Below are 15,474 nucleotides of genomic sequence, written 5' to 3'. Positions count from 1 at the left end.
CTGAATACTATAGCCTATCGGCCCGCAAGCCGCGCGCTACCCATAACCCTTCAGGCGGCAGGTACGCTCTACAGCTTGCGGCCCTTTGGATATAGTTTTAGCTGCGGTGCGTCAGAATGCTGTCGACCAGACCGTATTCTACCGATTCTTCCGCCGTCATGAAGCGGTCACGTTCGGTATCACGTTCGATCTGCTCCAACGATTGGCCGGTATGCTGTGCCATCAGCTCATTCATGCGAGCCTTCACCTTCAGGATCTCACGCGCATGGATTTCAATATCCGTTGCCTGGCCCTGGTAGCCGCCCAGCGGCTGGTGGATCATCACTCTGGAGTTTGGCAGGCAGAAACGCTTGCCCTTGGTGCCTGCCGTCAGCAAGAACGACCCCATGGAACACGCCTGCCCCATACAGATGGTGCTGACGTCCGGTTTGATAAACTGCATGGTGTCATAGATTGACATACCCGCCGTGATCACGCCGCCCGGTGAGTTGATATACAGGAAAATATCTTTTTCTGGGCTTTCTGCCTCGAGGAACAACATCTGCGCCACGATCAGATTAGCCATATGATCTTCAACCTGGCCGGTCAGGAAGATAATGCGCTCTTTCAGCAGGCGGGAATAAATATCGTAAGAACGCTCCCCGCGCGAAGTCTGCTCTACCACCATCGGCACCAGTGCCATGTTAGGTGCAAATTGGTCTCGTTCGCCACTGTATGACATTACCGTCTCCTAATAGAAATTGCCTTGGCGCCATTGTCTGTCGATTCTACTTGAGAACGGCCATCATGACTACGTTCAAGCCATCGACAGGCTCCACACTGATTTGACGGCGCTATCATTCCGCCAGGCGGATAAAGCGGCCCATACTGTTGTAGGAATTGGGGGGTCACAGAGCGAATTTCAAGCCCGGTGAACAATTTCACCAACATCCCTGTGTGGCAGGCAAGGTCACAACCACTGGCCTTCCGCTACCGCCATTCATCCTCGTCCCAATAAATATAGTGCATATTGCCACAGTTAAGCCGAGATTAATCAGTCACGTGGCAAAAGAAAAGCCCGTAACCAAAGTTACGGGCCTTGTAAGGAACTCCCTGCTACGGCAATGGACCTGCCATCAGGCCGTTCCTGGCATCAACCAGCATTAAGCTTGTTGAGTCTGGTTCATCAGCTCGCTGAAGGTAGTGGCTTTTTCAGTCACTTTCGCTTTAGCCAGCAGGGCTTCTACCGCTTGTTCTTCCAGAGCAACGTTACGCATGTTGTTCATCAGCTCTTTGTTTTTGCTGTAGAACTCAACAACTTCGCTCGGATCTTCGTAGGCGGAAGCCATTTCTTCGATCAGGGTCTTGACGCGCTCTTCATCGGCTTTCAGATCGTTGGTGCTGATCACTTCGCCCAACAGCAGGCCGACCACAACGCGACGTTTGGCTTGCTCTTCGAACAGTTCGCGTGGCAGTTCCAACGCTTGCTTCTCGTTGCCACCAAAACGCTGTGCAGCCTGACGACGCAGAACGTCGACTTCGCCGTCGATCAGTGCCGCTGGCACGTCGATTTCGTTAGCGTTGACCAGACCGTCGATAGCCTGAGTCTTGATGCGGTTACGCACGGCGCCTTTCAGTTCGCGCTCCATGTTTTTACGCACTTCGGTACGCAGACCGGCGAGAGAACCATCAGCCACGCCGAAACGCTTGATGAACTCTTCAGTCAGTTCTGGCAGCTCGCGCTGTTCAACTTTCTTCAGCACGATAGCGAACTTGGCCGCTTTCCCTTTCAGGTTTTCAGCGTGGTAATCTTCTGGGAAGTTGACGTCGATGGTGAACTCTTCACCGGCTTTATGACCCACCAGACCTTCTTCGAAGCCCGGGATCATGCGGCCCTGGCCCATGGCCAGAACGAAATCGGCAGCTTTACCGCCTTCAAACTCTTCACCGTCGATAGAGCCGGTGAAGTCAACGGTCACGCGGTCTTCAGCAGTGGCTGCGCCGTCGGTGTCTTTCCAGGTCGCCTGCTGCTTACGCAGAGTTTCCAGCATGGTATCAACATCGGCGTCGTTAACTTCAACTACAGGTTTTTCAACCTCGATGCTTTCCAGGCCTTTCAGCTCAACTTCTGGATAAACTTCGAATTCCACGGTGAAAGCGAAATCTTCGCCTTCTTTATACTCGCCCGGTACGTAGTTTGGTGCACCGGCCGGGTTGATTTTCTCTTTGATGATCGCGTCAACAAAGTTGCGCTGCATCAGATCGCCCAGCACGTCCTGACGGACGGAGGCGCCATAACGCTGTTCGACGATGTTCATTGGCACTTTGCCTTTACGGAAACCGTCGATACGTACGCTTTTAGCTGCGTTGATCAGCTCTTTCTTTACTGCCTGATTGATAACATCAGCGGGTACAGTAATAGAGAGACGGCGCCCAAGGCCTTGAGTGGTTTCTACTGAAACTTGCATCTTGTTACCTCAAAAAAATCACAGTGCTCGGTCAACTCCGTTCCAAGAACCAGGACGGCTACATTAAAAACCGAGTTCCCTGATGTCGAGAGCGTTCCGAAACCATTCCGGAAAAAATAGACGCGACATTATAGCGGCGCAAGCGCAGCTAGTCGAGGATGGCAAGGCAGCACTGGCGCGTTAAAAATCACACTTTTGCCGATTTTTCGCCCAAATACCTTGATGCCATGGCCATCAGAGCTGCAAACGCCTTCGGCTTTGTCGTCGTCAAAAACAGCAACGGCCCGCAGGCCGTTGCAAAATTCGTCAGTAGTAATACCTTAAATACGGGTAAAAGTTCCACTGATACCGTAAATTTTAGGTATTAAGCCAGTGTGCCCGCCCCACGACAAGGTGGTGAGGCCGGAACGGTATCCTGCAGCCCTTCCCACTCTTTCAAGGTATAGGTATGCAATGCCAGCGCGTGTACGCCGTTTTCCAGTTCCTCCGCCAACACGCCATAAATGGAGCGATGGCGGGTCAGGAACCGTTCGCCGACAAAGCGGTCGCTCACCAACACCACTTTGAAATGACTTTCGGATCCAGCGGGAACATTATGCCGATAGCTCTCATCAGTCACTTCCAGATACGCGGGTTCAAACGCCGCCCTTAACTTTGCTTCTATTTGCTCGCGGATCATAGGATCTCCTTACAACACCGGCAGGCTACCAGGTTCTACTTTAATATTAGTCGGTTTTGCCCCCTGCAGAACATGGCTATCGTAAATCCCACCGCTCTTTGCTGTAAAAAGCATCAACAAAAGCGGCTCAGTTGAGGTTTATCCGATTGAGCCTCGCAAAAAAGCCTGTTTTTATTCTGGTTGAGGAAAAATTTACGTCACGGCCACCTTCAACACTTCCCCCCGTTGTTGGCAATGCTATGATGGCGGCAATTTATCGTTGACTCTAGCGCTTTGATTATCAAGCACCCACAACCCTGCCCGCGGGCTTGAACAGCACCGGGTATAAAACCACGATTGATGAGACAGTCATAATGTTAAAAAAACTTTGTCTTCCGCTGCTGGCTGCACTGCTGTTGGCTGGCTGTGCTACCAGCACCAATACCCTGAACGTAACCCCGAAGATCGTGTTGCCACAGCAGGACCCAACCCTGCAAGGGATCACCATCAGCATTAACGGTGCCGATCAACGCCCAGACCAGGCGCTGGCCAAAGTGAACCGTGACGGCCAACTGATCACCCTGACCCCATCGCGCGATCTGCGTTTCCTGCTACAAGAAGTGCTGGAAAAGCAAATGGGCGCGCGTGGCTATATGATTGGGCCATCAGGTGCGGTTGATTTGCAGATCGTGGTGAATACGCTGTTTGCCGACGTTTCCCAAGGCAACCTGCGCTACAACATCACCACCAAAGCGGATATTTCAATCATCGCGCAGGCGAAAAACGGCAACAAGCAGGTGAAGAACTACCGGTCTACCTATAACGTGCAGGGGGCCTTCACCGCCAGCAATGAAAAAATCACCGATGCGGTCAACACCGTGCTGGGTGACGTCATCGCCGATATGGCTCAAGACACCAGCGTCAACGACTTTATCAAGCAAAACGCACGTTAATCAGGCAATGCCTCGCGCTGCTCGGTTTACAGGGCAGCGCAGATCGGGATCTCATGTCGAAACAGTATCTGAATATTTTTACCCAGCGTAATTCCGTCATCCTGTTGGTGTTGGGCTTTGCCTCGGGGCTGCCGCTGGCATTGACCTCCGGCACGCTGCAAGCCTGGATGACCGTCGAAGGCCTAGATCTGAAAACCATTGGTATCTTCTCACTGGTAGGTCAGGCCTACGTGTTCAAGTTCCTCTGGTCTCCGTTTATGGATCGCTACACTCCCCCGTTCCTTGGGCGGCGGCGTGGCTGGCTGTTGATCAGCCAGTTGCTGCTGGTAGTGGCCATCGTGGCGATGGGGTTTATGAATCCGTCACAGCACCTGTGGTGGCTGGCCACGCTGGCGGTGGTGGTGGCATTCTGTTCTGCCTCACAGGATATTGTTTTTGACGCCTACAAAACCGATCTGCTGGCGGCCGAAGAACGCGGTGCCGGGGCCGCAGTCTCGGTACTGGGTTATCGCCTGGCGATGCTGGTTTCCGGCGGGCTGGCCTTGTGGCTGGCCGATCGCTATTTCGGCTGGCAGGCGACTTACTGGTTAATGGCCGGGCTGATGCTAATTGGCGTAGCCGCTACGCTGATGGCACCAGAACCGGACGACAGCATTCCTGCACCGCGCACCCTCGAGATGGCGGTAGTCGCTCCGCTGCGTGACTTTTTCGCCCGTAACAATGCCTGGCTGATCCTGTTGCTGATCGTGATGTATAAGATGGGTGACGCCTTTGCCGGGAGTTTGAGTACCACCTTTCTGATCCGCGGCGTCGGATTCGATGCTGGCGAGGTCGGTCTGGTGAACAAAACGCTCGGTCTGTTTGCCACCATCGTCGGGGCCCTGTTCGGCGGCGTCTTGATGCAGCGTCTCAGCCTGTTCCGGGCACTGATGCTGTTCGGCATTTTGCAGGCAGTATCCAACATCGGTTACTGGCTGTTGGCAATCACCGCTAAAAACATCCTGACGATGGGCAGCGCCATTTTCCTGGAAAACCTGTGTGGCGGTATGGGCACGGCAGCCTTTGTCGCCCTGCTGATGACCCTGTGCAACAAATCCTTCTCCGCCACCCAGTTTGCCCTGCTCTCGGCGCTCTCCGCCGTTGGCCGTGTTTACGTCGGGCCGATTGCCGGTTGGTTCGTGACCGCCCATGGCTGGCCACTGTTTTATCTGTTCTCCATCGCGGCTGCGGTTCCAGGCCTGTTGCTGCTGTTAATCTGCCGCCAGACATTGGAGTACACGCAACGCACCGACAACTTCATGCCACGCACTGAGTTTCGTGCCGCCTACCGCTGGGCATTGCGTCTGTTGGGCATCGGCTGCTCGCTGCTAGGCGTATGGCTGCTGTTGCTGATCGCCAACGCGCTGAATTGGACCAACTGGCCCGACCTCGCCGTGCAGCTCCTGCAAACCGGTGCCATGCTGAGTCTGGTGGGGATTATCATGGGCAGCCTGTTGGACTACCTGGCGTTGCGCCGAACGCAATTAGCGTGATTTTTTTGTTGGCCGATAAAATTCGGCCAACAAAAAAGCATCAGAAAAACGAATTTATTTCGTTAAAAATTTAATATTTTCGCCAAAGCTATTTTTTTACCCGAGTAAAACGCTCGGAAATAGATTTTAATTCACCTCAACAAAACAAAAATTTTACATTAAATAAACCTTTTTGCGCCTATTCAAACATCGCCACCGCTGACGCCATATCCTGACATACCCTTGGTTTTCCATGACATAGCATCCCCCCGGAACGATTCAGCTCGCCAACACGTTGTTGCCATTAGTAAATTGTCACCTTACGTTACATGTGTGACCCCCTTAACAGAAAGTGTCAACAAGCCGCTGACACTCTCTTAAGTATGTTTACAGTACTGCAACCTTCCCGTAAAATGCCCGCACACATGAAACGACAATATAGAGCCTTGGTAATTGGGGTCGTTAGATGAGACTTAAGAAATACAATAAAAGTATTGGGATGTTATCCTTAATTGTCGCCACCGTTCTGCTAAGCGGTTGCGATATGGTGTTGATGGATCCCAAAGGAGCAATAGGTGTTGAGCAACGAAGACTGATCCTCACGGCAATCGGCTTGATGCTGATCGTTGTGGTGCCAGTGATCTTCATGGCATTTGCCTTTGCTTGGAAGTATCGTGCTTCCAACAAGAGCGCCAAGTACAGTCCGAATTGGTCACACTCCAACAAGATTGAAGCGGTCGTCTGGACCATTCCAATCATTATCATCGCCATCCTTGGCACCATAACCTGGAAAACAACCCACGCGCTGGATCCATTCAGGCCGATTGTCGCCGACAAAAAGCCAATGACTATCGAAGTGGTATCGTTAGACTGGAAATGGCTGTTCATCTACCCAGAGCAGGGGATCGCGACCGTTAATGAGCTGGCTTTCCCGAAAGATGTTCCCGTCGAATTCAAAGTCACCTCTAACTCGGTAATGAACTCGTTCTTTATTCCTCAGTTAGGTGGGCAGATTTATGCGATGGCCGGGATGCAGACCAAACTGCACCTGATCGGCAACGAAGCAGGCAAATACGATGGTATTTCCAGCAGCTTCAGTGGCCGTGGGTTCTCCGGCATGAAATTCACCGCCATTGTCACCCCGACCGAAGGCGACTTCGATCAGTGGGTAGCCAAGGTGAAAGAATCGTCTAATACCCTTAACGCCACCAGCGATTTTAACAAACTGGCAGAGCCGAGTGAAAACAACCCGGTTGAGTACTTCTCCAGTGTCAAACCGAATTTGTTCAAAGAGACAATTGGCAAATTCATGGGTGATATGCACATGCACAAAGGCGCAGAAGCTTCCGCGCATCAGGGCATGGACATGAGCCAGGGTATGGACATGAGTGAACATGCTCACGCCGGAGCCGAGGAATAATCTGATGTTGGGAAAATTAACACTTGATGCGGTTCCGTTGCATGAACCGATCATCATGGTCACCGTTGCTGCAATCATCGTTGGCGGGCTGGCCCTGCTGGCGCTGATCACGTATTTCGGCAAATGGAAGTGGCTGTGGAGCGAATGGCTGACTTCGGTCGACCATAAAAAAATCGGTATCATGTACATCATCGTGGCTATGGTTATGCTGCTGCGTGGTTTTGCTGATGCCATCATGATGCGTAGCCAGCAGGCGCTCGCGTCTGCCGGTGAGGCCGGATTCCTGCCGCCGCACCACTACGACCAGATCTTTACCGCGCACGGCGTCATCATGATCTTCTTCATGGCGATGCCTTTCGTGGTAGGTCTGATGAACGTGGTAGTGCCGTTGCAAATCGGTGCGCGCGACGTTGCCTTCCCGTTCCTGAACTCCCTGAGCTTCTGGTTCTTCGTGGTCGGCGTGGTCTTGATCAACATCTCGCTGGGTGTTGGTGAATTCGCGCAGACCGGCTGGTTGGCCTATCCACCGTTGTCGGGTAAGGAATACAGCCCTGGCGTCGGGGTCGATTACTGGATCTGGAGTCTGCAGATCTCCGGTCTGGGTACCCTGTTGACCGGTGTGAACTTCTTCGCCACCATCCTGAAGATGCGTGCCCCTGGCATGCCGATGATGAAGATGCCTGTATTCACCTGGGCAGCACTGTGTACCAACGTGCTGATCATTGTCTCCTTCCCAATTCTGACCGTCACCGTCGCGTTGCTGACCCTGGATCGCTATCTGGGCACCCATTTCTTTACCAATGATATGGGCGGCAACATGATGATGTACATCAACCTGATTTGGGCCTGGGGTCACCCAGAGGTGTATATCCTGGTTCTGCCAGTGTTCGGTGTGTTCTCTGAAGTTACCGCCACCTTCTCGAAGAAACGCCTGTTCGGCTATACCTCACTGGTATGGGCAACCATCGCGATCACCGTCCTGTCGTTTATCGTTTGGCTGCACCACTTCTTTACCATGGGGTCAGGCGCCAACGTTAACGCCTTCTTCGGGATTGCCACGATGATCATTTCCATTCCGACCGGGGTGAAAATCTTCAACTGGCTGTTCACCATGTACCAGGGCCGTATTCAGCTTAACTCCGCGATGCTGTGGACCGTGGGCTTCATCATCACCTTCTCCATCGGTGGGATGACCGGCGTGCTGCTGGCGGTACCGGGTGCCAACTTCGTGCTGCACAACAGCCTGTTCCTGATTGCCCACTTCCATAACGTCATTATCGGTGGTGTGGTGTTCGGTTGCTTCGCTGGCCTGACCTACTGGTTCCCTAAATCCTTCGGCTTCCGTCTGAATGAGACCTGGGGTATCCGCGCATTCTGGTTCTGGATCATCGGTTTCTTCGTCGCCTTTATGCCGCTGTACGCACTGGGCTTCATGGGGATGACTCGCCGTATCAGCCAGAATATCAATCCTGAGTTCCACCCTCTGCTGCTGGTTGCGGCTGGCGGTGCAGCGCTGATTGCCTGCGGTATTCTGTGCCAAGTGATCCAGGTTTACGTCAGTATCCGCGACCGCGAGCAAAACCGCGATCTGACCGGTGACCCGTGGGGTGCACGTACGCTGGAGTGGTCAACCTCTTCACCACCTCCGTTCTATAACTTCGCCGTAGTGCCAGAAATTCACGATCGTGATGCGTTCTGGGACATGAAAGAAAAAGGCGAAGCCTATAAGAAACCCGCGAAGTACGAGCCGATTCATATGCCGAAGAATACCGGCGCCGGTGTGATTATTGCTGGCTTCAGCCTGGTATTTGGTTTCGCGATGATCTGGGATATCTGGTGGATGGCGATTGCTGGCTTCGTCGGCATGATCGTGACCTGGATCGTCAAGAGCTTCGATGAAGATGTTGATTACTATGTGCCGGTTGATGAGATCGAGCGCATTGAAAACCAACACTATGAACAAATCAGCAAAGCAGGCGTGAAACATGTCAACTGATACTCTGACCAACCATAGCGCAGCCCATGCCGAGCATGGGCACCACGATGCAGGAGAAACCAAGGTCTTCGGATTCTGGGTTTACCTGATGAGCGACTGTATTTTGTTTGCGAGCTTGTTCGCAACCTATGCAGTACTGGTGAACGGGACCGCTGGCGGTCCCACTGGGAAAGATATCTTCGACCTGAATTTTGTACTGGTTGAAACTTTCCTCCTGCTGTTCAGCTCCATCACCTACGGTATGGCGATGATCGGCATGAACAAGGGCAAGGTCAGCAGCGTTAACACCTGGCTGTTCCTGACCTTCCTGTTTGGCCTCGGCTTCGTGGCGATGGAGACCTATGAATTCCATCACCTGATCGCCGAAGGTTACGGCCCAGACCGCAGTGCGTTCCTCTCCAGCTTCTTTGCGCTGGTAGGTACTCACGGTCTGCACGTAACCACCGGCCTGATCTGGATCATCATCATGATGATTCAGGTGAGCAAGCGTGGCCTGAACCCAACCAATAAAACCCGTCTGATGTGTCTGAGCCTGTTCTGGCACTTCCTGGACGTGGTCTGGATCTGCGTATTTACCGTTGTCTACCTGCTGGGGGTAATGTAAATGAGCCATTCATCCCATGATACCTCTCACGGCGGCGCAAGCCACGGTAGCGTGAAGTCATATCTGACCGGCTTTATCCTGTCGGTCATCCTGACGGTAATTCCATTTGCGATGGTGATGAGCGGCAGCGCCTCTCACTCCACCATCCTGGCGGTTGTGGTCGGCATGGCGGTTATCCAGGTGATCGTTCACCTGGTTTACTTCCTGCATATGAACACCTCATCGGAAGAGCGCTGGAACCTGGTGGCATTGCTGTTCACCGTTATGATCATCGGTATCGTTGTTGTGGGTTCACTCTGGATTATGTACAACCTCAACATCAACATGATGGTCGATTAAGAGCAGAGCTGGACGTGATGATTAAGCAATACCTGCAAGTAACTAAACCAGGAATTATTTTCGGTAATTTAATTTCTGTCGTCGGGGGATTCCTGCTCGCTTCCAAAGGGAGCATCGACTATCCCCTGTTTCTCGCCACCCTGTTAGGGGTCTCGTTGGTGGTTGCCTCGGGCTGTGTATTTAACAACTACATTGACCGCGACATCGACAAGAAAATGGAGAGAACGAAGAACCGGGTGCTGGTAAAAGGCCTGATCGCGCCGAGTGTGAGCCTGGTTTACGCTACCTTGCTGGGTATTGCTGGTTTTGCACTGCTGTATATCGCAGCCAACCCGCTGGCCATGTGGCTGGCGGTGATGGGCTTTGTGGTTTATGTCGGCGTTTACAGCCTGTACATGAAACGCCACTCGGTATATGGCACGCTGATCGGCAGCCTGTCTGGGGCCGCGCCACCGGTTATTGGCTACTGCGCGGTCACTAACGAGTTTGACGCTGGTGCGTTGATCCTGCTGGCTATCTTTAGCCTGTGGCAGATGCCGCATTCTTATGCGATTGCCATCTTCCGCTTTAAAGATTACCAGGCAGCCAATATCCCGGTGCTGCCGGTGGTGAAAGGCATCTCCGTTGCCAAAAACCATATTACGCTCTACATCCTGGCGTTTATGATCGCCACGCTGATGCTGACCCTGGGCGGTTATGCTGGCTACAAATACCTGATCGTCGCAGCGGCGGTGAGCGTGTGGTGGCTGGGCATGGCGTTACGCGGCTACAAAGCGGAAAATGACAGCGTCTGGGCGCGCAAACTGTTTGTGTTCTCAATCGTGGCCATTACTTCACTTAGCGTAATGATGTCGATCGATTTCAGTGCCAGTGCTACACCAGAAACCCTGTTAACCTACGCTTGGTAAACAGCGGATGTCTGCGAATGGGCCGCTCAGCGGCCCATTTTATTTGTTTCAGAGAAAAGCACGCCAACTGTAATATCTGTTAAACAACATTCGATTTACCCCCCCTGCCCTTCGCACTAGAATGACGCAACTTTGCCGAGGCTATTCCAACGGGCTAAGTCCCCCCTACTTAGCCCGTTGGAATAGGCTTTACTGAGGTCAAGATGAACGACAATATAATGACGCCCCAAGAACGCCGTGCGACCTGGGGCTTGGGAACCGTATTCTCACTGCGCATGCTTGGCATGTTTATGGTGTTACCGGTACTGACCACCTATGGGATGGCGCTGCACGGTGCCAGCGAGGCACTGATCGGCCTGGCTATCGGTATTTATGGCCTGGCGCAGGCGGTATTCCAGATCCCCTTCGGCCTGATTTCGGACCGCGTTGGCCGTAAGCCACTGATCGTCGGCGGGCTGCTGATCTTCGCCCTTGGCAGCGTGATCGCAGCCTTAAGCGACTCTATCTGGGGCATCATTCTTGGCCGTGCATTGCAGGGTTCCGGGGCGATAGCCGCTGCGGTAATGGCGCTGCTGTCGGATTTAACCCGCGAACAGAACCGTACCAAGGCGATGGCGTTTATCGGCATCAGCTTCGGTATCACCTTTGCTATCGCCATGGTGGTGGGCCCGATAGTGACCCATGCTTTCGGTTTGCATGCGCTGTTCTGGATGATTGCCGTGCTGTCACTGGCTGGTATCGCGATTACCTTACTGGTCGTCCCTTCTGCCGACGAACACGTGCTGAACCGGGAATCGAGCATCGTGCGGGGCAGTTTTAGCAAGGTGCTGAACAATTCGCGGCTGTTGAAACTCAACTTTGGCATCCTGTGCCTGCATATCTTGCTGATGTCCAGTTTCGTCGCCTTACCGTTGGCGATGGAAAAAGCTGGGCTAGCCGCTGCGGACCACTGGAAAGTCTATCTGGTCACCATGCTGGTTTCCTTCATTGCCGTAGTGCCGTTTATCATCTATGCGGAAAAATACCGCCGTATGAAGCAGGTCTTTATGGGCTGCGTGGCGGTACTGTTTTGCGCCGAGGTAGTGCTGTGGTTTTCTGGCCAGCATCTATGGGGCATCATTGCCGGAGTGCAACTGTTCTTTATGGCGTTTAACGTCATGGAAGCCATCCTGCCTTCGCTGATCAGCAAAGAGTCCCCGGCGGGTTATAAAGGCACGGCGATGGGGGTTTACTCCACCAGCCAGTTTATTGGCGTGGCCATCGGCGGCAGCGTGGGCGGCTGGTTATATGGTTTTCAGGGAGCAGGATTGGTCTTTATCGCCGGTGCGGTACTTGCCGCCGTCTGGTTTGTGGTCAGCAGCACCATGAAAGAACCGCCTTACGTCAGCAGCCTGCGTATCACGTTGTCTGAACTGGCGGTAAAAGATTCGGCGTTGCAAAGCCGTTTGCTGGCTCAGCCGGGCGTAGCGGAGGCGGTCGTGGTTCCCGAGGAGCGCAGCGCTTACGTGAAGGTAGATACCAAACAGACCAATCGCGGTCAGTTGGAAGCCCTGATCGCAGCGCTGTAAACAATAGGGCCGGTTTACCGGCCCTGCACAACTTAATCGCGGAAGTTTTTAAACTGGAACGGCTGTCCCAGATCGGCACCACGGATCAGCGCCATCACGCTTTGCAGATCGTCGCGTGCCTTACCGGTAACGCGGATTTCATCACCCTGGATCTGCGCCTGTACCTTCAGCTTGCTGTCTTTGATCAGCTTGACGATCTTCTTCGCCATTGAGCTTTCGATCCCCTGCTTGAGCTTGGCATCCACGCTGTAGGTTTTGCCACTGTGGGTCAGTTCTTCCGGGATTTCCAGCGCACCGCCTTCAATGCTGCGTTTCATCAGTTTTTCGCGCAGGATATCGAGCAGTTGCTGCACCTGGAAGTCAGACTCGCTGGCGACCTTAATGCTTTGGTCTTTCTCGTTCAGCTCAAAGCTGGCCGGTACGTTACGGAAATCCCAACGGGTGCTGAGATCGCGGGTAGCGTTATCAACGGCGTTGCGAACTTCCTGCATATCAATTTCGGAAACGATGTCGAAAGATGGCATACTTCTCTTCCTCCTGAATGGGTGCTGTATGATTTCGTTGCCGTGCATGATACCCGCTTTGCGGTTTCAGGCAAAATTCAGATATACGCCTGAACAAGACGTTCAACAACAGAAAAGCCTATAATCAAAAGGATGCATCAGTGGTCTTTCCGAAAACCAGGGAGATGAAATGAAAATAACCATTCTTGGTTGCGGCGCGCTCGGACAACTGTGGCTAGCCAAACTCTATCAGCAGGGCCACGATGTACAGGGATGGTTACGGGTGCCCCAGCCATTTTGTGCGGTCAACGTCATTGAACCCGACGGCACCTCGTTTAACCGTAATTTACCCACCAACGATCCTGAACACCTGCGGCAAAGTGAGTTGCTGCTGGTCACGCTGAAAGCCTGGCAGGTTTCCAGCGCGGTGACGGCATTGCTGCCCAAATTAAACCCTCGCTGTGCCATTTTGCTGCTGCATAACGGCATAGGGACTCAAGAGGAATTGCCACCGCACAGCCAGCCGGTGCTTCAGGGAATTACCACCCATGCCGCACGCCACGATGGTAACACCATTGTGCACGTCGCCAACGGCACCACCCACATCGGCCCAACGACCCAGCAAGCCACCCACCTCAGCCATCTGGCAGAGATCCTGCACCAGGCTCTGCCCGACGTTGCCTGGCATAACAATATTGCTTCGGCCAGTTGGCGCAAGCTGGCGGTCAACTGCGTCATTAACCCGCTAACCGTGCTGTATGACTGCCGTAATGGCGATCTGCAACGCTATCCTGAGCAGATAGAGCTTATCTGTCGTGAAGTGGCTAGCGTGATGGAGATGGAAGGTCACCACACCTCGTGCGAAAGCCTGGTGTTCTATGTGATGCAGGTGATCCAGTCAACGGCGGACAACATCTCCTCAATGCTCCAGGATATCCGTTCTCAAAGGCACACCGAGATCGACTACATTACCGGTTATTTGCTGCGTCGCGGACGCAGCCACGGCATTCCGTTGCCAGAAAATACCCGGCTGTTTGAAATCATTAAACGCAAGGAAAATAGCTATGAGCGTATCGGTATTGGTCTGCCTGGCACCTGGTAGTGAAGAAACCGAGGCCGTAACCACCATCGACCTGCTGGTTCGCGCCGGTGTCAAAGTAACGACCGCCAGCGTTGCCAGTGATGGTGGCCTGACCATCGTCTGCTCACGCGGCGTCAAGCTGCTGGCAGACGCCCCCTTGGTGGCAATTGTTGATGACCACTTTGACGCCATCGTCTTACCTGGCGGTATCAAGGGAGCAGAGTGTTTTCGCGATAGCCCGTTGCTGGTGGAAAAAGTTCGCCAGATGCATCTGCAAGGCAATATTGTCGCCGCCATCTGTGCGGCACCGGCCTTGGTATTGCAGCATCACCAACTGTTCCCGATCGGCAATATGACCGGCTTCCCTGGCCTGAAAGAGCAAATTCCGGAAGAGCAGTGGATGGAAAGACGCGTCGTGTTCGACCCACGCGTCAACCTGCTCACCAGTCAAGGGCCAGGCACCTCGATGGAATTTGCCCTGAAACTGATCGATTTGCTGTTGGGTAAGGCCAAAGCGGCTGAGATAGCGGCACAGCTGGTACTGATCCCCGGCATGTACGACTTCCGCGATTGAAGCAATATTGGCAGGCCGGCTGGCCTGCCAAGCCAATGGCTTATTCGCTGATGGTAAAGGTCAGCGTTGAAAGCAACACGGATTCATCACATTTCGCCTTATCCGCATAAGGCAGTTTATGTTCGGTTTCGACTACCCAATATCCTGCCTTCAGCGGGTAAACGTTGACTTTGCCCTTGCCGTCGGTCTGATTCAAAAAGGCTTTGGCATGACTATGCGTATGCCCGTGGTGCTCGTGTTGGTCGCCAAAACCGGCAAACGTCGCCGTCACATCGGCATTCTTTAGCGGTTTCCCGTCATACAATACCTGTATTGGCAACGGCTGCCCTGGCTTGATGGTGGCCGGGTTGGCTAACGGGATAATTTCCAGCTGCAACCCCTGCGGCTGGCTGATGACTGCGGTCTCTGTCGCCCCATCGATGTTCACAATGGTTTTGCCAAACATGGAGGCCCGCTCGCAGTAAAGCGCGTCTGGCATTTCCGTCCTGCTCTGCTGTTGCCATCCCGATTTATTTTTCGACCAATAGGTGGGGTTATAGATAGCGATAGCGGCATAGCTACCCTTGGCTAACGGTTTATCCGTCACGAACTGGTAATTCTCTTTACCAGGCTTCAGCATCAGATCCCCATTCTTACCGATCAGCTGTGCCGGTGCGAAAATGTGCAGGCGATCTTCAGGGATCGCTTCTGCGGTAGGGAACTCATCTCCATAACCAAGCTCTATCGTGCTCTGCCCGCCCGCAGCGGGTAACGCATTAACCCATAACGAATGGGCCTGCGAATGGCTGACAAACCAAAAAGGCAGTATCGCCGCCAACTTTTTTAACTGCATTAACCTGCTCCTTTCCCAATCAAAAGATATGTTATAACGTAACAATAAATAAACCAAAGTAAGCCACTATGTCAAAGTTA

15 protein-coding genes are annotated in these 15,474 nt (G+C 53.2%); 10 read left to right on the top strand and 5 right to left on the bottom strand.

Features of this window, described 5'->3' with window-relative positions; translation table 11 throughout:
- Nucleotides 1–97 precede the first annotated feature (97 nt).
- The 3 genes from clpP to bolA form a co-directional block, all read right to left on the bottom strand.
- Entirely contained in the window at nt 98–721 is a 624-nt protein-coding gene (gene clpP, locus KGP26_RS06420; protein WP_021180167.1) for an ATP-dependent Clp endopeptidase proteolytic subunit ClpP, read from the bottom strand.
- Nucleotides 722–1,142: 421 nt separating this feature from the next.
- The gene (tig, locus tag KGP26_RS06415; protein WP_021805483.1) at nt 1,143–2,447 is read right to left on the bottom strand and encodes a trigger factor; all 1,305 of its coding nucleotides are present in this window, start codon (nt 2,445–2,447) and stop codon (nt 1,143–1,145) included.
- A gap of 364 nt (nt 2,448–2,811) precedes the next feature.
- Entirely contained in the window at nt 2,812–3,126 is a 315-nt protein-coding gene (gene bolA, locus KGP26_RS06410) for a transcriptional regulator BolA (RefSeq protein WP_021805484.1), read from the bottom strand.
- Between the two features lie 353 nt (nt 3,127–3,479).
- Between bolA and KGP26_RS06405 the strand changes: the two genes are divergently transcribed.
- The 8 genes from KGP26_RS06405 (at nt 3,480) to KGP26_RS06370 (ending at nt 12,404) form a co-directional block, all read left to right on the top strand.
- Nucleotides 3,480–4,058, top strand: coding sequence for a lipoprotein (locus KGP26_RS06405; RefSeq protein ID WP_021180171.1), 579 nt, complete (start codon nt 3,480–3,482; stop codon nt 4,056–4,058).
- 53 nt (nt 4,059–4,111) lie between these two features.
- Nucleotides 4,112–5,590 carry a muropeptide MFS transporter AmpG gene (ampG, locus tag KGP26_RS06400; protein WP_021805485.1) on the top strand — a complete coding sequence of 493 codons (1,479 nt, stop codon included), beginning with the start codon at nt 4,112–4,114 and terminating at the stop codon, nt 5,588–5,590.
- Nucleotides 5,591–6,035: 445 nt separating this feature from the next.
- A complete protein-coding gene (gene cyoA / locus KGP26_RS06395) occupies nt 6,036–6,989 on the top strand; it encodes a cytochrome o ubiquinol oxidase subunit II (RefSeq protein WP_037375261.1) in 954 nt (317 codons plus the stop codon).
- Nucleotides 6,990–6,993: 4 nt separating this feature from the next.
- Nucleotides 6,994–8,985 carry a cytochrome o ubiquinol oxidase subunit I gene (gene cyoB, locus KGP26_RS06390; RefSeq protein ID WP_021180174.1) on the top strand — a complete coding sequence of 664 codons (1,992 nt, stop codon included), beginning with the start codon at nt 6,994–6,996 and terminating at the stop codon, nt 8,983–8,985.
- Entirely contained in the window at nt 8,975–9,589 is a 615-nt protein-coding gene (locus KGP26_RS06385; RefSeq protein WP_223665164.1) for a cytochrome o ubiquinol oxidase subunit III, read from the top strand. The genes cyoB and KGP26_RS06385 overlap by 11 nt, the downstream gene beginning before the upstream one ends.
- Nucleotides 9,590–9,928, top strand: a complete 339-nt coding sequence (locus tag KGP26_RS06380) for a cytochrome o ubiquinol oxidase subunit IV (RefSeq protein WP_021180176.1) — start codon at nt 9,590–9,592, stop codon at nt 9,926–9,928.
- Nucleotides 9,929–9,945: 17 nt separating this feature from the next.
- Nucleotides 9,946–10,836, top strand: a complete 891-nt coding sequence (gene cyoE, locus KGP26_RS06375) for a heme o synthase (protein ID WP_021180177.1) — start codon at nt 9,946–9,948, stop codon at nt 10,834–10,836.
- A gap of 203 nt (nt 10,837–11,039) precedes the next feature.
- Nucleotides 11,040–12,404 (top strand): MFS transporter, encoded by a 1,365-nt coding sequence (locus tag KGP26_RS06370; RefSeq protein WP_024483938.1) that lies wholly within the window; start codon nt 11,040–11,042, stop codon nt 12,402–12,404.
- A gap of 32 nt (nt 12,405–12,436) precedes the next feature.
- Here KGP26_RS06370 and KGP26_RS06365 read toward each other — a convergent pair whose 3' ends face one another.
- On the bottom strand, nt 12,437–12,928 hold the full coding sequence (locus KGP26_RS06365) for a YajQ family cyclic di-GMP-binding protein (protein ID WP_021180179.1): 492 nt from the start codon (nt 12,926–12,928) through the stop codon (nt 12,437–12,439).
- A gap of 169 nt (nt 12,929–13,097) precedes the next feature.
- Between KGP26_RS06365 and panE the strand changes: the two genes are divergently transcribed.
- Nucleotides 13,098–14,009 carry a 2-dehydropantoate 2-reductase gene (gene panE / locus KGP26_RS06360; RefSeq protein WP_021805488.1) on the top strand — a complete coding sequence of 304 codons (912 nt, stop codon included), beginning with the start codon at nt 13,098–13,100 and terminating at the stop codon, nt 14,007–14,009.
- On the top strand, nt 13,972–14,562 hold the full coding sequence (gene yajL / locus KGP26_RS06355) for a protein deglycase YajL (RefSeq protein ID WP_094981200.1): 591 nt from the start codon (nt 13,972–13,974) through the stop codon (nt 14,560–14,562). Before panE ends, yajL begins: the two co-directional genes overlap by 38 nt.
- Before the next feature lie 40 nt (nt 14,563–14,602).
- Here yajL and KGP26_RS06350 read toward each other — a convergent pair whose 3' ends face one another.
- The gene (locus KGP26_RS06350) at nt 14,603–15,394 is read right to left on the bottom strand and encodes a DUF4198 domain-containing protein (protein ID WP_209554969.1); all 792 of its coding nucleotides are present in this window, start codon (nt 15,392–15,394) and stop codon (nt 14,603–14,605) included.
- Nucleotides 15,395–15,474: the final 80 nt, after the last annotated feature.

This window comes from Serratia sp. JSRIV002, assembly GCF_019968725.1.
Taxonomy (GTDB): Bacteria; Pseudomonadota; Gammaproteobacteria; order Enterobacterales; family Enterobacteriaceae; genus Chania; species Chania fonticola_B.
The sequence above is the reverse complement of the archived record's forward strand: the minus strand, read 5'-3'. Positions and strand labels throughout refer to the sequence as shown.